This window comes from Pseudomonas sp. BIOMIG1BAC, assembly GCF_001705995.2.
Classification (GTDB): Bacteria; Pseudomonadota; Gammaproteobacteria; order Pseudomonadales; family Pseudomonadaceae; genus Aquipseudomonas; species Aquipseudomonas sessilinigenes.
This window is the reverse complement of sequence record NZ_CP049045.1, coordinates 4,448,449-4,464,933: the sequence shown is the minus strand read 5'-3', so window position 1 is coordinate 4,464,933 and position 16,485 is coordinate 4,448,449. Positions and strand designations below refer to the sequence as shown.

Genomic DNA, 16,485 nt, shown 5'->3' with positions numbered 1-16,485 from the left:
CCGGCGACAGGAGTCGGCCATTGCCGGGCGGGTGCCCGGCAATGGCCAGTTAAAGCGTTTCACTCATCTGGAACACTGCTCACTACGGCAGCACGGTGTTCTGTAAAGGGGCTCGCCGCAGGCCGGTGGAGCCCAGCCTCAACGCACTTGTGGTCATCTATGGAAAAGTCGAAGTTTCGCAAAATCGGTATGGGGTCGTTGCTGGTGGTTGTGGCCGGGTTGATTTTCTATACGGTGCGCGCGCCGGCGCAGCCGCCGCAGTACCTGACCGCCATCGTCGAACGGGGCGACATCGAAAATGCGGTGCTGGCCTCGGGGCTGTTGGAAGGCATCAAGCAGGTGGATGTCGGGGCCCAGGTTTCCGGGCAATTGAAGTCCCTCAAGGTCAAGGTCGGGGACAAGGTGACGAAGGGCCAGTGGCTGGCGGAAATCGATCCTTTGGTGCTGCGCAATACCCTGCGCCAGGCCGAGGTGGATGAGGAGGACCTGCAGGCCAAGCGCCGGGCCACCGCCGCCCAGCTCAAGGAAACCAAGGCCACCTACGAGCGCTATCGCCAATTGCAGACGGACGCCTCGATCTCCAAGCAGGATTTCGATACCTCCGAATCCAACTACGAGGTGCAGCGCGCCACCCTGATGTCCCTGGACGCGCAGATCAAGAGCGCGCAGATCCAGATCGACACGGCCAAGGTCAACCTGGCCTACACCCGCATCGTCGCGCCCATCGACGGCGATGTGGTGGGCGTGGTGACCCAGGAAGGCCAGACCGTGATCGCCAACCAACTGGCGCCAGTGCTGCTCAAGCTCGCCGACCTGGACACCATGACCGTCAAGGCCCAGGTCTCCGAGGCCGACGTGATCCACATCACTCCCGGCCAGCAGGTGTACTTCACCATCCTCGGCGAATCCGAGAAGCGCTACTACGCCAAGCTGCGGGGCACGGAACCGGCGCCGCAGAACTTTCTCGAGACCCAGCCGGCCGGTACCCCCAAGCAGAACACCGCGGTGTTCTACAACGCGCTGTTCGATGTGCCCAACCCTGACCACCGGTTGCGCATTTCCATGACCGCCCAGGTGCGCATCGTCCTGGATAACGCCAAGGACGTGCTGATGGTACCCGTGGCGGCCCTGGGCCCGCGCAATGCCGACGGCAGCTTCGCGGTGCGGGTGCTCGACGCCAAGGGCCAGGCCCAGTCGCGCAACATCAGTACCGGGATCAACAACAACGTCAAGGTGCAGGTCAAGGACGGCCTGGCCGAGGGCGACAAGGTGGTGATCGGTGATCCGTTGCCCGACTCGGCGGGGGCATGACCATGAGCCAGCCCCTGTTGCAGCTCAAGGGCATCAGCCGCAGCTTCAAGGCCGGCGAGCGCGAGTTCCTGGCGCTGAAGAACATCGACCTGTGCATCGAGGCCGGGGAGATGGTGGCCATCACCGGTGCCTCGGGCTCGGGCAAGTCGACCCTGATGAACATCCTCGGTTGCCTGGACTACGCCACGGCCGGCAGCTACCAGGTCAATGGCCGGGAGACTCGCGATCTGGACGACCAGGCCCTGGCGGAACTGCGCCGCGACTATTTCGGCTTCATCTTCCAGCGCTACCACCTGCTGCCCCACCTCAACGCCATGCACAACGTCGAGATCCCGGCGATCTATGCCGGTAGCCCCCAGGCCCGGCGCCATGGGCGGGCCCGCGAACTGCTGGCGCGCCTGGGCCTGGCCGGGCACCTGGAGCACCGGCCCAACCAGCTGTCCGGTGGCCAGCAGCAGCGGGTGAGCATCGCCCGGGCCTTGATGAACGGTGGCGAGGTGATCCTCGCCGACGAACCCACCGGGGCCCTGGACACCAGCAGCGGCAAGGAGGTGATGCGCATTCTCCAGGAGCTGCATGCGGCCGGGCATACGGTGATCATCGTCACCCACGACCCCAAGGTGGCGGCCAATGCCGAGCGCATCATCGAAGTGCGTGATGGCGAGATCGTCAGTGACCGGGCCAACCAGCGCTCGCCAGAGGCGATCGCCGCCGCAACCGCGGCCCCCGCCCGGTCGGCTGGGGTCCGGCGCCTGGTGGCCAGCCTGGGGCTGTTCAAGGAGGCGTTCGTGATGGCCTGGGTGGCGCTGGTCTCGCACCGCATGCGCACCTTGCTGACCATGCTCGGGATCATCATCGGCATCACCTCGGTGGTGTCCATCGTGGCCATCGGCGAGGGCGCCAAGCGCTACGTGCTCAAGGACATCCAGGCGATCGGCAGCAACACCATCGACATCTTTCCCGGGACCAGCTTCGGCGACAGCCGGGCCGCGGGAATCCAGACCCTGGTGCCCGCCGACGTCACCGCCCTGAACCAGCTGTACTACGTCGACAGCGCCACGCCGATGGTGGGGCGCAGCCTGCTGCTGCGCTACGGCAACATCGACCTCAACGCCACGGTCAACGGCGTCAGCCACCTGTACTTCAAGGTCCGCGACATCAAGCTCGCCGCCGGCATCGCCTTCAGCGAGAACGATGCCCGGCGCCAGGCCCAGGTGGTGGTCATCGACCACAACACCCGCAACCGCCTGTTCGGCCCGGACGTCGACCCCCTGGGGCAAGTGATCCTGGTGGGCAACCTGCCGTGCACGGTGATCGGTGTCACCGCCGAGAACAAGAACCTGTTCACCGCGGCCAACCTGCTCAACGTCTGGGTGCCCTACGAGACGGCCGCGGGGAGGGTGCTGGGCCAGCGCCACCTGGACAGCATCAGCGTCAAGATCAAGGACGGCCAGCCGAGCAAGGTGGTGGAGGAGCACGTCAAGAAACTCATGGCGCAGCGCCACGGCACCAAGGACTTCTTCACCAACAACCTGGACAGCATCATGCAGACGGTGCAGCGCACCAGCCGCTCGCTGGCGCTGTTGCTGTCGCTGATCGCGGTGATATCCCTGCTGGTGGGCGGCATCGGGGTGATGAACATCATGTTGGTGTCGGTTACCGAGCGTACCCGCGAGATCGGCATTCGCATGGCGGTGGGGGCGCGCCAGTCGGACATCCGCCAGCAGTTCCTGGTGGAGGCGGTGATGGTCTGCCTGATTGGCGGTGCCATCGGTATCGCCTTGTCCTTCGCTATCGGCTACCTGTTCACCTTGTTCATCAAGGAGTGGGAGATGGTGTTCTCCATGGGGTCGATCGTGATGGCGTTCGCCTGCTCGACCCTGATCGGGGTGGTCTTCGGCTTCGTCCCGGCGCGCAATGCGGCGCGCCTGGACCCCATCGAAGCCCTGGCCCGGGACTGAGTGTGGGGTCTGCCGCCGGCGTTCTGGCCGGCGGCATGGGACTCACTCAGGTTTGCTGCTGGCCGTTGCGGCGACACTCTCCTGGGGCGAGTACATCCAGCGCAGGAGCGAATGGCGGCCGCTGATGCCCAGCTTGATGGCCGCACGCTTGAGGTAGCTCTCGACGGTGTTGACCTTGAGCTGGCACTGCTCGGCCAGCTGTGGCGCGGTGCGCCCGGCCAGCAGGCCGACACAGACTTCCATTTCCCGGTTGGACAGGCTCAGGCCGGACCGCGCCAGGCGATCGGCAAAGCGCAGGCGCAGGGTTTCCAGGCCTTCGACGGAACCGTCCTGGGCGGTATCGGCGCCGCGTGGCTGCAGGGCACTGATGTGCTTCTCCACCATCGGCAGCAGCAAGGGCGAGAAATCCTCCAGCAGCGTGCGCTCCTGGGCGGAAAAACTGCGGGCCTGGTTGCTGCGATACACCGAGACCACGTACTGGTAGGAGTCCTTGTGGCCGGTCAGGTGCAGTTGCACCGGGTTGGCGTCGCCATGGCGGCGCTGTGGCATGGGGCTCGCATCGCTGCCTTGCTCGGGGAAGGTGGCGCACAGCAGCGGGTCATCGTTGGCTGGCAGGCCATGCAACGGATGATGGTTGTGCACGGCGTTGTGGCCATGGCCGTCGACAGCCTGGTCTACCCGCAGCTGGGTGATATGGGTGGCGTCCACTGCCAGCTGGGTCAGAATCAGGTCGTGCAGCATGCGTGGGAAGCGACGGCTGCCGGTACTGGCGATGACCTTGCCAATGTGAGGGAACAGTACTTGTGAGTTCATCATTTCATCCTTGAATGTGAAAGTTGGACAGGACTGCCTTATAGCAACGAGTTTGGATGACTGCGGATTTAACTCCTGTTTCCGCAGATCGACCAAAGGGCGCTTCGTATCCTAGTACAGGGTTTTGGTGGCTGTTTGATGAACTGCTGCAAAAGCCCCCCGTGCAGAGTCGCCAATGGCGCCCAAGGCACCGGCTGGCGGGGGGATGGCGGTTGTGGAGGATTTTGAAAAAAACTTTTGCAGTAGTGCCCGGTTGGCACGAAAGTTGTGCCCGGGTGGCCGTTCAAGTGTCCGCAGCCCTTGGTCTGGCTGGCAGGCCTTGACCACAAGCAGGAGGCTATCCGATGCAAGTGCGGTTGCCGCTGATGATTTGCACTGCCCTGGCCTGTGGTGCGTTCCCATGCGGCCAAGGTCGAACGGCTGATCGACCCGGGCAGTGCTGCCCAGGTCGACTCGGCTATGTCGCTACCTAGTGCTGGCTCTGTTCGCAGTTGATCATCCACGACACTCCGAAACGGTCTTCGAGCATGCCGAAACGTTCGGCCCAGAATGTCTTTTCCAGGGGCATGCGGACGCTGCCTTGCTCAAGCAAGGCATTGAAGACCCGCTCGGCTTCGGTGGCGCTGTCGACATTCAGGGCGATCGAGCAACCACGGATACCGGAATAGGGCAGGTCCGGGGTACTGTCCGAAGCCATCAGCACCTGGTCGCCGACATTGAGCCGGGTATGCATGATGAGTGTGTGGCAGTCAGGCGGGAGATGATCGCGGACCGGGCTCTCGCCGAAGGTCAGCATCATCTCCAGGGTGCCGTTCAGGCACTGGGCATAGAAGGTGAAGGCAGCCCGGCAGTCGCCGTTGAACACCAGGTAGGGGTTGATTTTCATCGCGTACTCTCCTTGTGCGGCCAGGGCGTGCCCTGGGAGAACCGATAGCCTGGCGGGTATCGGTGGACACTGCATAGCAAAGCGTCGAATGACCGTTCGCGAGCGGTTTTTTTAGACGCTTTTTCCATGGTTTGCGCAAGGCTTATACCCGATCGCCCCCGTTTCTGGAGGCGACCGGGAAGGGTACGGCTACAGGCGCGGCTGTTCCTCGGGCAGGCCCAGTAACTGATGCAGGGTGTTGATCAGCGCCTGCTGGCGCTGGCGGTCTTCCTGGTGGCGGGCCTCGGCCTCGGCGACATCGGCCTGGCAGTGCGGGCAGTGGCGTTCATGGGCATGGATGTACTGGCGGCAGGCGCGGCACAGCGACAGGCGGGGCGGGATGCGGCCTTCCTCGGGGGAGGCCCGGCCCTGGTTGACCCAGGCCAGCTTGATCACCTGGCCGCTGTCGCTGACGCTGGAGACCGTTTCGCCACTGTCGATGCGTTCGGTGATCAGGTCGAAGCGACCCACGGAGAACGAGGCCGGCCCCGCGTCCTCGAGCTTGACGATGCGTTCGCGCAGGCCCTGTTTTTCCAGCTCCAGGGTCCGGTAGTGGCAGTAGGGATTGTTGCCCGGCTTGCCCAGCAGCGAGTGTGAGGTCCAGGTGCAGCCGCCCCGGCAGACGTCGTTGTAGTAGCAGGTGCGGCAGTAGCCCCACAGGTCGTCCACCGAGCGCAGGCGGCCGAAGTGGATGCCCTCGCTGTAGTGCCAGATGTCGTGCAGGTTCATGTTGCGCACATTGCCACCGGAGAAGCCCACGGTGGCCAGTGACGGGCAGCCCTTGACCGTGCCGTCGGCCTCCAGGGCCAGGACGGTCTGCCCGGCGGCGCAACCGCTCCAATGCACGCGCTCGTCGCCGAAGCCGCGCCACAAGTGTTCGTAGGGGCCGTAGTAGCCGATGTTGTTGCCAACGTTCATCAGCAGCCCGCGCTCGCTGCCTTCGCGGTACAGGCGGGCCAGCAGCGGCATGACGTCCAACAGCTGGTAGGGCTGCAACAGCAGTTCGGGGTGATCCACGGCATTGCCCATGGCCACGGTCAGCTGGATCTGCCAGTGGCTGGCCCCGGCCTCGATGATCAGGTCCATCAGGGCCGGCAGGTCGGGCAGGGTGGCGGCGCCGATCTGGGTGTTGACGCTGACCTTGAGCCCGGCCTGCTTGGCCCGGCGCAGCGTGTCCAGGGCCTTGTCGAAGGAGCCGGGTACATTGCGCACCGCATCGTGCAGTGGTGCCAGGCCGTCCAGGGAGATACCAACGCCATCGAGCCCGGCGTCTATCGCCGCCTGCATCTTGGCTGGGGTCAGGTTGCGTCCGCCGGTCTGGACCGCCACGTACATGCCGTGGTCGTGGATGGCCTGGATCAGTCGTGTCCAATCCTTGCGCAAATAGGCCTCGCCGCCGATCAGGGTGACTTCCCGGGTGCCCAGGGCGGCCAGGGCGTCGATCACTTCCAGGCATTCGCCGGTGTTCAACTCGCCGGGGCGGCGGTGCCCGGCCCGGGAGCCGCAATGCAGGCACTTGAGGTCGCAGGCGAGGGTGATTTCCCAGACCACGTGCACAGGCACATAGCGCTTGATATCGGTTTCGCTGAGGTAGCGGGCGGGGAGACGGTCTGACATGAAAAGATCCTTGCGCACCCGGCGGTGCGCGGCACCAACCCATCGGAATAGGCGCGCCTTCCTTGAGCGGCAGTGGCGCGATCGGTTGTCCCGCGAGCCGGGACCGGCCGTTGCCGACCGGTCCCGGAGCCGGGGTTCAGCGTTGTTCCAGGCGATGGATTTCCACCTGCAACTGCTGCGCGGCCTTGCTCAGGTTGTCACTGTTGGCCAGTTGTTGCTCGGCCTGGGCCACAAGTGCCTTGAGTCGCGCCAGGTCGCCACTGGCCTGGGCCTGTTGCAGCGTCACGGCGTACAGCGGATGCGGGTGCAAGTGCACAGGGTCCGCCTGGCTGGCACGGCCCTGGGGCTCGACGTGCGCCGCCTGTTCCACCGGGGCTGGGCTCACGGCGGCGTGTTGCACCACATGCCAATGGCCCTGGTAGTTGTAGCGGTAGCTGGCGAAGCCACTGGCCCAATCCAGGTTGAGGATGCCCTGCAGATGGAAGGTCTCGGCGATCTGGCTGCCGGGGCCGCTGGGGTTGCCCGCGAGGTTGAGGACCAGGTGCCCTTCGCTGGATCGATCGAGCTTGATCTGCGAGTAGTCGCCCCAGACGTCGGCGCTGAAATGCACCGGCGGCGACGTGCTCTGGGTCACTTGGGCCAGGCCTGAGACGGTCTTGCGCACGGTATTGACCAGCAGGTCGAGGGTCAGGATCGGTGCGCCGATCACGGGGTTGGTGATGATCAGGCGGGTATGGAACAGTCCAGTTGTCATGTTGCAACTCCTTGGCGTGATGGAAGAGTGCACTGGGCCTGGAGCTCAGCGCCGCTCCTGCCTGGCGATTTCGCTCTTGGCAGCGTCCAGTGCGGTACGGATCAGCGGCAGCTGTTCCAGTTGCTGCGTAGCCAGGCGGTGCAGGCTCTTCATCTGCGCCAGGTCGCCGCTGGCGATGGCGCCGTGGATCGGGGCCGCGTACAGCGCCGCGAGTGGTGGCAGCGGATGGTGCGAGTGGCCGTGGGGCTGGGGTCGGGACAGGCTGCTGGATTCGATGTTGTTCTCCAGGTAAGCCGGTACGTCGCTCACTGTCACCCAGCTGTGGCCGTTGTAGTACTGGTAGTTGGCGACGCCTTGCTTCCAGTCGTCGTCGACCACCAGGTGCAGCTTGAAGGTGATGATCGAATTCGCGCCTGGGCCACCCTGGTTGCCTGCAACGGTGAGGAGGATCTTGGTACTGGTGGGGGACGTCACGGTCAGGTAGGTGTACTGGCCCCAGTCGTCGGTCTGCAGGTCCAGTGGCGGGCTGGCCGCTTGGGTGATCGACGATGTGCCGCGCAGGCTGCGCTCGGGGGTGTAGACCAGCAGGTTGAGTTGCAGGTTCGGTGCTCCGGGGTCGGAGGTGCCGATGCGATAGCTGACGGGGAACAGGCTTTCTTGTGCGTTGGAACCGGACATTTGCTTTGCCTCCATTCAGTGACAGGGAAACAGCGGTCAGTGCCGTTCCAGGCGGGCAACTTCCTTGACCAGCTGTTCGTAGGCGCTACGCAGGTCCGCAGGCTCGGCCTTGCTCGGGTCGCGTTTGGCCAGCAGGGCTTTCATCTGCGGCAACTTGCCTTCGGAAATCGCCGACTGAATGGCGACTCCATAGGGGGGGATGACGTGTTGAGGTGCATTGCTCATGGCGTGTGCCTTCCGTGGGGATGAGGGGATGCTGCGGTACTCGGCAGCTTTTGCAGTTAAGCAGCGCGGATGGAAAAGACAGGCTAATGGCACACTGATTTTATGGGTTTCCGACCGGTGGATTTCACGTTGCAAAAAGTGGCTCTACGCCAGGCCCTGCGGTCATTCCAAAGGGCGATAGAGGCGATTGCCCAGGGCGATAGGGCGGCGCTTTTCGTGACGCCAGAGCCCCCTGTCCGGCGCCGGCGTGAAGCGCCTTTGTTGCTCGCACCCGGGCCGGAGCCTTGGGTAAACTGTGCCCCTCCCAGAACAAAACCAACAGGACGGCCCATGAGTACCCTGGCTTTCAAGCAGGTCGATGTTTTCAGTTCCACGCCCCTCAAAGGCAACCCGGTGGCAGTGGTGTTCGATGCCGATGGGCTCGACGACCAGCAAATGGCGAGGTTCGCCAACTGGACCAACCTCAGTGAAACCACATTCATCCTCAAGCCGCGGGACCCACGGGCGGACTACCGCCTGCGGATCTTCACCACCCTGGACGAACTGCCGTTCGCCGGCCACCCGACCTTGGGCAGTTGCCATGCCTGGCTGGAGTCCGGTGGCGTGCCCCAGGGTGAAGAGATCGTCCAGGAGTGTGCGGTGGGCCTGGTGCGGATTCGCCGCCAGGGCCAGCAGTTGGCGTTCCTGGCGCCGCCCCTGTTGCGTTCCGGGCCGGTAGCGGCGCAGTTGCTGGAGCAGGTATGCCGCGGCCTGCGTTTGGCGCCTGCGGACATCGTTGCAGCGCAGTGGGTCGATAACGGTGCCGGATGGCTGGCGGTGATGCTCGCCAGTCGTCAGCAGGTGCTGGACCTGCAACCCGACTACCCGGCCCTGAGCGGGCTGGCGGTGGGCGTGATCGCGCCGTGCGATCCGCAGGTGGATACCGCCAGTGACGCGCAGTTCGAGGTGCGGGCCTTCATCGCCGGAGACGGCATGCCTGAGGACCCCGCTACGGGCAGCTTGAATGCCGGTATCGCCCAGTGGTTGCTGGGAGCCGGGCTGGCGCCATCGCGCTACCGTGTCAGCCAGGGCCTGAGCATGGGGCGCGCCGGTTGCATCGAGGTGGAGCAGGTGGGGGACGAGGTGTGGGTCGGCGGTGCTGCATCGACCTGTATCGAAGGCCGCCTGAACCTGGCGTCCAGGTCGTAGTCACCCGCTGGATGGGGCTTGCAGCCGGGCGCGGGTTCTTGCGGCAGATCGTCGCAGGTCGATCGCAGCGCCGGGGCCAAGGGACGCAAACACGGGGCTTGCCGGCGATTGTTACCTGATTGGCAAGGCTCTCTTGAGCGTCCCGGGTTTGTACCCTGGCGGCTGCAGGCATAAGCTTTCAGCCTTTTTTCGACATAGCTCGTGTTGTCCCGCGCTCAGCCTTAGGAAAAATCATGTCCAGCCAGTTCCCTGAAGCCCGTCCTCGTCGCCTGCGTCGTTCCGAACAACTGCGCAGTCTGTTCCAGGAAACCGAATTCACCCTCAACGACCTGGTGCTGCCGATTTTCGTCGAAGAAGAAATCGACGATTTCGTGCCGATCAAGAGCATGCCCGGCGTGATGCGCATCCCCGAGTCCAAGCTTGCTGGCGAAATCGAGCGTTATGCCCGTGCCGGGATCAAGTCGGTGATGACCTTCGGCGTGTCCCATCACCTGGATGGCGACGGTAGCGATACCTGGCAGGAAAACGGCCTGGTCTCGCGCATGTCGCGCATCGCCAAGGACGCGGTGCCGGAGATGGTGGTGATGTCCGACACCTGCTTCTGCGAGTACACCGAGCACGGCCATTGCGGCGTGATGCACGGCCATGAGGTGGATAACGACCAGACCCTGATCAACCTCGGCAAGCAGGCCGTGGCCGCCGCCCGTGCCGGTGCCGACGTGATCGCCCCGTCGGCGGCCATGGACGGTCAGGTCCAGGCCATTCGCCGGGCCCTGGACGCCGCCGGGTTCACCCAGACGCCGATCATGGCCTATTCCACCAAGTTCGCCTCGGCGCTCTACGGCCCGTTCCGCGAAGCTGGCGGCAGTGCGCTCAAGGGCGACCGCAAGAGCTACCAGATGAACCCGATGAACCGCCGCGAAGCGGTGCGCGAATCGCTGCTGGACGAACAGGAAGGCGCCGACTCGCTGATGGTCAAGCCAGCGGGCGCCTACCTGGACATCATCCGCGACATCCGCGAAGCCTCGCGCCTGCCGGTGGCGGCTTACCAGGTCAGTGGCGAGTACGCGATGATCAAGTTCGGTGCCCAGGCCGGGGCGATCGACGAGCAGCGCGTGGTACGCGAGAGCCTGGGCTCGATCAAGCGTGCCGGTGCCGACCTGATCTTCACCTACTTCGCCATGGACCTGGCCCTGGCCGGAATCTGAGCCGCCCCGATGCCCCTGCCCACGGACGCCATCGCGGCGTTCGTGGCTATTGCCAAGCCTTCCGTCTCTACATGACAATGCGATTCATTATCAAATATGAACTGCGACTGTCATGCCCGCCGACGACTTAACCCTGCGCTGTGCCGTCAACGACCTCTATCTCGATCATCATGGCTGGCTCCAGGGTTGGCTGCGCCGCCGGCTGGGCAATACCTGCGATGCGGCGGACCTCGCCCAGGACACCTTCGTGCGGGTGCTCAAGGCGCGCAATGCCCTGGAGATCCGTGAGCCTCGGCCCTATCTGTCGCGGATCGCCAATGGCTTGCTGATCGACCTGTTCCGTCGTCGCTCCCTGGAGCAGGCCTATCTCGAGGCCCTGGCCCAGGTGCCCGAGGCGGAGCACCCGTCGCCTGAAGAGCAGGGCATGCTGCTGCAGGCCCTGATGGAGATCGACCGCTTGCTCGATGGGCTGGGGGCCAAGGTCAAGCAGGCCTTCCTGCTGTCCCAGTGCGATGGCCTGACCTACGAGCAGATTGCCGTGCGCCTGGGGGTGTCGGTGCGCAGCGTCAACAACTACATGGCCAAGGCGATGGAGCATTGCTGCCTGATGCAGATGCGGATGCAACGCGGATGAGCCTGCCACCGCTGCAATTGAGTGTGGGCGAGCGCCAGGCCATCAGCGGCGCCGCCCGCTGGTATGCCCAACTGCGCTCCGGCACTGCCAGCGAACAGGAGCAGGCGGCGTGGCGTGAATGGCTGGCGGCTGATCCGTTGCACCGCGAGGCCTGGGCGCAGATGCAGGCCCTGGGTGAGCAGATGTCGGCGCTGCCCGGTGGCCTCGCCGGTTCCACGTTGCGCGGGGCCGGGCGTTCGCGTCGCGAGTTGATGCGTAACCTGGTGGTGCTGGCTTCGGCGGGCTCCCTGGGATGGCTGGGCTGGCGCAGCGACGGTGCCCAGCAACTGTTGGCCGACTATCGCACCCAGGTCGGCGAGCGCCGGGAAGTACGCTTGGCGGACGGCAGCTCGCTGCTGCTCAATACCAACACGTCGGTCAACGTGCAGTTCGACGGCGAGCAACGCAAGGTGACGTTGCTCTGGGGCGAGATGCTGGTCAGCACCGGTGCCGACTCGTTGCAGCGACCATTCCAGGTGTTCACCCGGCACGCCAAGGTGCTGGCCCTGGGCACGTGCTTCCTGTTGCGCAGCGACGAGCGCGAGGATCAGGTCGCGGTGCTCGAGCATGCGGTGCAGGTCAGCCTCGGTAATGGCGCCGCGCCGCGCCGGGTCGAGGCCGGCCAGCAGCTGGCGTTCAGCGCCCGGGACTTTGCCGCATTGCGGCCCAACGATGCATCGGTGGGCGCCTGGCGCCAAGGCAGCATCATCGCCATCGACCGGCCGCTGGGGGAGTTGCTTGCCGACCTTTCGCGCTACCGGCGCGGGGTCTTGCAGTGCGATCCGCAGATCGCCGGGCTGAAGGTCTCCGGGGCCTTTCCCATCGACGACACCGATCGAGCCCTGGCGGCGTTGCAAAGCGGCTTCTCGTTGCAGGTCAAGCGCTATACCCGGTATTGGGTGCGGATTTCCGCCAGCCACGTGGGCTGATCGGGTGCGTGAAAAATAATAGTTCGCGTTTGCACTATTGTCGGGCCTGGTCCGGCTCATCCCCCAGTGGATTCATTTTCAAGCGTGGGGGATGGCAAAGCATGTCTGATGTACACAAGTCCAAGCGGGTGTTGGCGGTCAGGATCGGGTTGTGGGGGGCGCTGACGGCCCACGCCATGGTGCTGGCACCGGCAATGGCTGCGGTCGCCAGCGAGCAGGTGCAGGCCCGCCACTTCGATATCGCCGCTGGCGAGCTCACCGAGGTGTTGAGCCGTTATGCCAGCGCCGCGGGGGCGGCCATTTCCTTCGATGCCCGGCAGACCGCTGGCCTGCGTTCAGCCGGCCTGAAGGGCGACTATGGCGTGCAGGAAGGTTTTGCGCGGATTCTTGCCGGCAGTGGCTGGCAGGCCGAACCCCAGAGCAACGGCAGCTATGTCTTGCGCCCCGTACCCCAGGGCAGTGGCGCCCTGCAGTTGGGCACCACCCAGGTCCAGGGCCAGGAGTTGGGGGCGACCACCGAATACTCCGGCTCCTACACCACAGGCGCGGTGACCATCGGCAAGGGCCAGCATTCCCTCAAGGAAACCCCGCAGTCGGTGACCGTGATCACCCGCAAGATGCTCGATGACCAGAACCTCAACACCATCGACCAGGTGATGGAGAAAACCCCGGGCATCACCCTCTACGACTCGCCCATGGGCGGCAAATACTTCTACTCCCGGGGCTTTCGCATGACCGGCCAGTACCAGTACGACGGCGTGCCCCTGGACATGGGCAGCAGCTACGTGCAGGCCGACAGCTTCAGCAGCGACATGGCCTTTTATGATCGGGTGGAGATCCTGCGTGGCGCCGCCGGCATGCTCAAGGGCGCAGGCGGTACCGCAGGCTCGGTGAATTTCGTGCGCAAGCGTGGCCAGGCCACGCCCCATACCGAGCTTGCGATGTCCGCCGGCAGTTGGGACAACTATCGGGCCCAGGTGGACACCGGCGGGCCGTTGAACGATGCCGGCACGGTCCGTGGCCGGGCGGTGGTCACCCAGCAGACCCGGCAGTACTTCTATGACCTGGGCGAGCGCAAGGACCAGGTCTACTACGGCGCCCTGGATTTCGATCTTAGTGACGACACCACCCTGGGCCTGGGCATGGCCTATGAAGACGTCGATTCGCGCCCATGCTGGGGCGGCCTGCCGCGCTACAGCGACGGCAGCGATCTCAAGCTCGGCCGTTCGACTTGCCTGAACGCCGCCTGGAACAATTCGCGCAGCAAGCGCGCGACCTATTTCGCCGACCTCCGGCAGCAGCTCAACGATGACTGGGCGCTGAAGGTGGCGGGTGTCTACAGCCGCAACACCCAGGACATCGAGTACGCGTTCCCCAGCGGCTCGGTGCCGGTGGGCGCCAGCCGCTCCAATACCCTGATGCTGGCCAGCACCTTTGACTACGACCAGGTGGACTATGGCTTCGATGCCTATGTCGACGGGCGCTTCCAGGCCTTTGGCCAGGAGCACGAACTGACTGTCGGGGCCAATGCCAGCCGTTCGATCAAGGACGACTTCTACGCCGTGGCCAGCTTGCCGCAACGGCAGAATGTGCTGGACCCCGATCACCACATGCCCAAGCCCGATGACAGCTACTACCAGGCCAACTCCAGCCGGGGCGGCCCCTCCGATATACGGATCCAGCAGCAAGGGCTGTATTCCACCCTGCGCCTGAAACTGGCCGACCCGCTGACCCTGGTGATGGGCAGCCGGGTCAGCTGGTACAAGTCGCAGAACGATGCCGTGGCCTACTGGCGCGAAACCCGTACGCCCAGCAGTACCCGTTCCAAGGAAACCGGCGAAGTCACCCCGTTCGCCGGGATCTTGTATGACCTCAACGACAACCTGACGGTGTATGCCAGCTATTCCAGCATCTTCACCCCCCAGGGCAACTATCGGACCCTGGATGGCACCACCCTCAAGCCGCTGGTGGGCAAGAGCTACGAAGCAGGGATCAAGGGCGAGTGGTTCGATGGCCGCCTGAACAGCGCCTTCAGCCTGTTCCGCACGATCCAGCAGGATGCCCAGCAGGACGACCCGGCATGCCCCGACAGTACGTGTTCGATGAACTCGGGCAAGGTCCGCGCCCAGGGCTTTGAAGCCGAAGTCAGTGGCGAGGTGATCGAGCGCCTGCAGGTGCTGGCCGGCTACACCTATACCCAGACCAAGACCCTGGAGGACGCCGACAGCAACAACAACGGCCAGCCATTCAACTCCTATGTGCCGCGGCACCTGTTGCGGGTCTGGGGCGACTACCAGTTGGGCGGTGCTCTGGAGCGCTTCACCGTGGGGGCCGGGGTCAATGCCCAGAGTGACAACTTCCGCGTCTCGCCTTCCAGCGGCAAGCACATCAGCCAGGCCGGTTATGCCATCTGGAACGGGCGGATCGGCTACCGCATCGACGACACCTGGTCCCTGGCGCTGAACGGCAACAACCTGTTGGACAAGCGCTACTACACCACCATCGGTACCGAGAACTTCGGCAACTTCTATGGTGATCCGCGCAACTTCACCCTGTCGGTCAAGGCCGACTTCTAAGGCCCGTGAGGCGGGGCCGGCTGTTGCCGGAACCGCCTTGCCAGTACCGATGGGCAGAGCCAGGCCTCACGGTCTCTTGCGCAACGCCGTGGCGGGCTGTGGGGATATCTGCTGCTCACGGAAGTAGCGCTCCAGCACCTGTGGGTCCGCCGAGCGATCCGCCAGCGCCACGTAGGTGTCGGGGCGCAGCAGGTACAGGGCGTTGCGCGCCAGTCCCGCCTCGGCATGGGCCGCCTGCCAATCGAAGACCCGCAAGGGGATCTCTCGGGCGTTGCACCAGGCATGCAAGGCGTCGCTGGCCACGCCATACACATGCACCTGCCAACCCAGGTATTCCAGGCTGTCGAAGTTGTCCTGCCCGCCGTCGCTGACCCAGGGCAGGCGGTCGCCGCCGTGTACCGGGCCGACGCTGCCTGCGCTCAAGGGCATGCCGCGGTAGTTCAGGGTGATCTGCGACACCGTGCGAAACAGGAATTCGCGGGCCCGGTCGAAGGCGGCGATCTTCGGCAGCAGCAGCGGTGCGACACGGGTGCGGACCAGATAGGCGATCGGGCCGTCGGCCGTGGCGAAGTTGAACACCCGGTCGGTGGTGGCGACCAGGCGCCGGGCGAACTCCATGCGCTCGATGCCATAGCTGTCCAGCAGGCGCTCGTCGCCCTGGCCTGCGAGCACCGTGGCCAGCTTCCAGGCCAGGTTGATGGCATCGCCGATCCCGGTGTTCATGCCCTGGCCGCCAGCCGGGCTGTGGAGGTGGGCGGCATCGCCCAGGAGAAAGACCCGACCCCAGCGAAATTGCCCGGCCACCCGGTGGTGTACCCGATAGGTGGAGAACCAGTTGACCTGCTCGACTTGCACCTTGAGCTGGTGCATGGCGCGCTGGCTGACATCCTCGAAGCGCAGGTGCTCCAGGTGTTCGGCTCGTTCGTCACGCACGGTACCGATCAACCGTGCGTGACCGCTGTGGGCCAGGGGGAACACCGCCAAGAAGTCGGCAGCGTCCAGGTCCACATGCAACTGGCCATCGAGGCTCGGGCCAGCGGCCTCGACATCCGCCACATAGAACACCTGCTGGTAGGTCCCGCCGGGAAAACTGGCGCCCAGGGTCTTGCGGACCGTGGAGCGGGCACCGTCGCAGCCGGCCAGGTAGAACGCCTGGCAGTGCTCTTCCCGACCATCGGGACCGCGCAAGCGGGCATTGATCAGGTGACCGTGATCGGTGAAGGCCAGCAGCTCGGTCTCACGCTCGACACTGACGCCCATCTGGGCCAGGCGCTCGACCAGCAGTTGTTCGTGTTCGTCCTGGGGAAAGATCTGCAGGAAGGGGTAGGGCGTCAGGTCGCCACCGATGGTCTCGAACGGCAGTTGTGCGACCCGTTCGCCCTTGACCCACAGGTTCACCGCCGGCACGTGGCAACCCCGCTCGACAATGGCCTGGGTCAGGCCCAGCTGGCGATACAGCTCAAGGGTCCGGGCCTGCACCGCCAGGGCCCGGGACGTGGTGCCCGGGCCGGAGGTCTTGTCGATGATCCGCACCTTGACCCCTTGCTGGCGCAGCCAGAGCGCCAGGACGAGGCCGGTGGGGCCGGCGCCGATGATCAGTACGTCGCTGCAGTTCATGTCTTTGTCC

14 protein-coding genes are annotated in these 16,485 nt (G+C 64.9%); 7 read left to right on the top strand and 7 right to left on the bottom strand.

The window, feature by feature from the left end; all coding sequences use genetic code 11:
• The first annotated feature begins 159 nt into the window (after nt 1–159).
• Complete coding sequence (gene macA, locus ATY02_RS20825; protein ID WP_068588745.1) at nt 160–1,311, top strand: macrolide transporter subunit MacA; 1,152 nt, start codon at nt 160–162, stop codon at nt 1,309–1,311.
• A 2-nt stretch (nt 1,312–1,313) separates the two neighbouring features.
• A complete protein-coding gene (locus ATY02_RS20820; protein WP_068588748.1) occupies nt 1,314–3,272 on the top strand; it encodes a MacB family efflux pump subunit in 1,959 nt (652 codons plus the stop codon).
• Between the two features lie 42 nt (nt 3,273–3,314).
• Here ATY02_RS20820 and ATY02_RS20815 read toward each other — a convergent pair whose 3' ends face one another.
• The 6 genes from ATY02_RS20815 to ATY02_RS20790 form a co-directional block, all read right to left on the bottom strand.
• Complete coding sequence (locus ATY02_RS20815; protein WP_068588751.1) at nt 3,315–4,085, bottom strand: helix-turn-helix transcriptional regulator; 771 nt, start codon at nt 4,083–4,085, stop codon at nt 3,315–3,317.
• A gap of 469 nt (nt 4,086–4,554) precedes the next feature.
• The gene (locus ATY02_RS20810; protein ID WP_068588754.1) at nt 4,555–4,971 is read right to left on the bottom strand and encodes a VOC family protein; all 417 of its coding nucleotides are present in this window, start codon (nt 4,969–4,971) and stop codon (nt 4,555–4,557) included.
• A 189-nt stretch (nt 4,972–5,160) separates the two neighbouring features.
• Nucleotides 5,161–6,627: a GDL motif peptide-associated radical SAM/SPASM maturase gene (locus ATY02_RS20805; RefSeq protein WP_068588758.1), complete on the bottom strand. Its 1,467-nt coding sequence runs from the start codon at nt 6,625–6,627 to the stop codon at nt 5,161–5,163.
• Nucleotides 6,628–6,763: 136 nt separating this feature from the next.
• Complete coding sequence (locus ATY02_RS20800) at nt 6,764–7,381, bottom strand: DUF1842 domain-containing protein (protein WP_068588828.1); 618 nt, start codon at nt 7,379–7,381, stop codon at nt 6,764–6,766.
• A 45-nt stretch (nt 7,382–7,426) separates the two neighbouring features.
• Nucleotides 7,427–8,059: a DUF1842 domain-containing protein gene (locus tag ATY02_RS20795; RefSeq protein ID WP_068588825.1), complete on the bottom strand. Its 633-nt coding sequence runs from the start codon at nt 8,057–8,059 to the stop codon at nt 7,427–7,429.
• Between the two features lie 36 nt (nt 8,060–8,095).
• The gene (locus ATY02_RS20790) at nt 8,096–8,284 is read right to left on the bottom strand and encodes a DUF1843 domain-containing protein (RefSeq protein WP_068588822.1); all 189 of its coding nucleotides are present in this window, start codon (nt 8,282–8,284) and stop codon (nt 8,096–8,098) included.
• A gap of 330 nt (nt 8,285–8,614) precedes the next feature.
• On the opposite strand from ATY02_RS20790, the gene ATY02_RS20785 reads away from it, so the two are divergent.
• From ATY02_RS20785 to ATY02_RS20765, 5 genes are all read left to right on the top strand, one after another.
• Nucleotides 8,615–9,472 (top strand): PhzF family phenazine biosynthesis protein, encoded by an 858-nt coding sequence (locus ATY02_RS20785; protein WP_068588819.1) that lies wholly within the window; start codon nt 8,615–8,617, stop codon nt 9,470–9,472.
• 233 nt (nt 9,473–9,705) lie between these two features.
• Nucleotides 9,706–10,680 carry a porphobilinogen synthase gene (gene hemB / locus ATY02_RS20780; protein WP_068588817.1) on the top strand — a complete coding sequence of 325 codons (975 nt, stop codon included), beginning with the start codon at nt 9,706–9,708 and terminating at the stop codon, nt 10,678–10,680.
• A gap of 112 nt (nt 10,681–10,792) precedes the next feature.
• Nucleotides 10,793–11,314: a sigma-70 family RNA polymerase sigma factor gene (locus ATY02_RS20775; RefSeq protein WP_068588815.1), complete on the top strand. Its 522-nt coding sequence runs from the start codon at nt 10,793–10,795 to the stop codon at nt 11,312–11,314.
• The gene (locus tag ATY02_RS20770; RefSeq protein ID WP_068588812.1) at nt 11,311–12,282 is read left to right on the top strand and encodes a FecR family protein; all 972 of its coding nucleotides are present in this window, start codon (nt 11,311–11,313) and stop codon (nt 12,280–12,282) included. The genes ATY02_RS20775 and ATY02_RS20770 overlap by 4 nt, the downstream gene beginning before the upstream one ends.
• Nucleotides 12,283–12,383: 101 nt before the next feature.
• Complete coding sequence (locus ATY02_RS20765; RefSeq protein ID WP_068588810.1) at nt 12,384–14,858, top strand: TonB-dependent siderophore receptor; 2,475 nt, start codon at nt 12,384–12,386, stop codon at nt 14,856–14,858.
• A gap of 66 nt (nt 14,859–14,924) precedes the next feature.
• Here the strand turns inward: ATY02_RS20765 and ATY02_RS20760 are convergent, their stop codons facing one another.
• Nucleotides 14,925–16,475, bottom strand: coding sequence for an FAD-dependent oxidoreductase (locus ATY02_RS20760; RefSeq protein ID WP_068588807.1), 1,551 nt, complete (start codon nt 16,473–16,475; stop codon nt 14,925–14,927).
• Nucleotides 16,476–16,485 lie beyond the last annotated feature (10 nt).

Bases quoted from the DNA above. Each gene is read 5' to 3' on its own strand.
- macA (WP_068588745.1), top strand. From the start codon at position 160: ATGGAAAAGTCGAAGTTTCGCAAAATCGGTATGGGGTCGTTGCTGGTG.
- ATY02_RS20820 (WP_068588748.1), top strand. From the start codon at position 1,314: ATGAGCCAGCCCCTGTTGCAGCTCAAGGGCATCAGCCGCAGCTTCAAG.
- ATY02_RS20815 (WP_068588751.1), bottom strand. From the start codon at position 4,085: ATGAACTCACAAGTACTGTTCCCTCACATTGGCAAGGTCATCGCCAGT.
- ATY02_RS20810 (WP_068588754.1), bottom strand. From the start codon at position 4,971: ATGAAAATCAACCCCTACCTGGTGTTCAACGGCGACTGCCGGGCTGCC.
- ATY02_RS20805 (WP_068588758.1), bottom strand. From the start codon at position 6,627: ATGTCAGACCGTCTCCCCGCCCGCTACCTCAGCGAAACCGATATCAAG.
- ATY02_RS20800 (WP_068588828.1), bottom strand. From the start codon at position 7,381: ATGACAACTGGACTGTTCCATACCCGCCTGATCATCACCAACCCCGTG.
- ATY02_RS20795 (WP_068588825.1), bottom strand. From the start codon at position 8,059: ATGTCCGGTTCCAACGCACAAGAAAGCCTGTTCCCCGTCAGCTATCGC.
- ATY02_RS20790 (WP_068588822.1), bottom strand. From the start codon at position 8,284: ATGAGCAATGCACCTCAACACGTCATCCCCCCCTATGGAGTCGCCATT.
- ATY02_RS20785 (WP_068588819.1), top strand. From the start codon at position 8,615: ATGAGTACCCTGGCTTTCAAGCAGGTCGATGTTTTCAGTTCCACGCCC.
- hemB (WP_068588817.1), top strand. From the start codon at position 9,706: ATGTCCAGCCAGTTCCCTGAAGCCCGTCCTCGTCGCCTGCGTCGTTCC.
- ATY02_RS20775 (WP_068588815.1), top strand. From the start codon at position 10,793: ATGCCCGCCGACGACTTAACCCTGCGCTGTGCCGTCAACGACCTCTAT.
- ATY02_RS20770 (WP_068588812.1), top strand. From the start codon at position 11,311: ATGAGCCTGCCACCGCTGCAATTGAGTGTGGGCGAGCGCCAGGCCATC.
- ATY02_RS20765 (WP_068588810.1), top strand. From the start codon at position 12,384: ATGTCTGATGTACACAAGTCCAAGCGGGTGTTGGCGGTCAGGATCGGG.
- ATY02_RS20760 (WP_068588807.1), bottom strand. From the start codon at position 16,475: ATGAACTGCAGCGACGTACTGATCATCGGCGCCGGCCCCACCGGCCTC.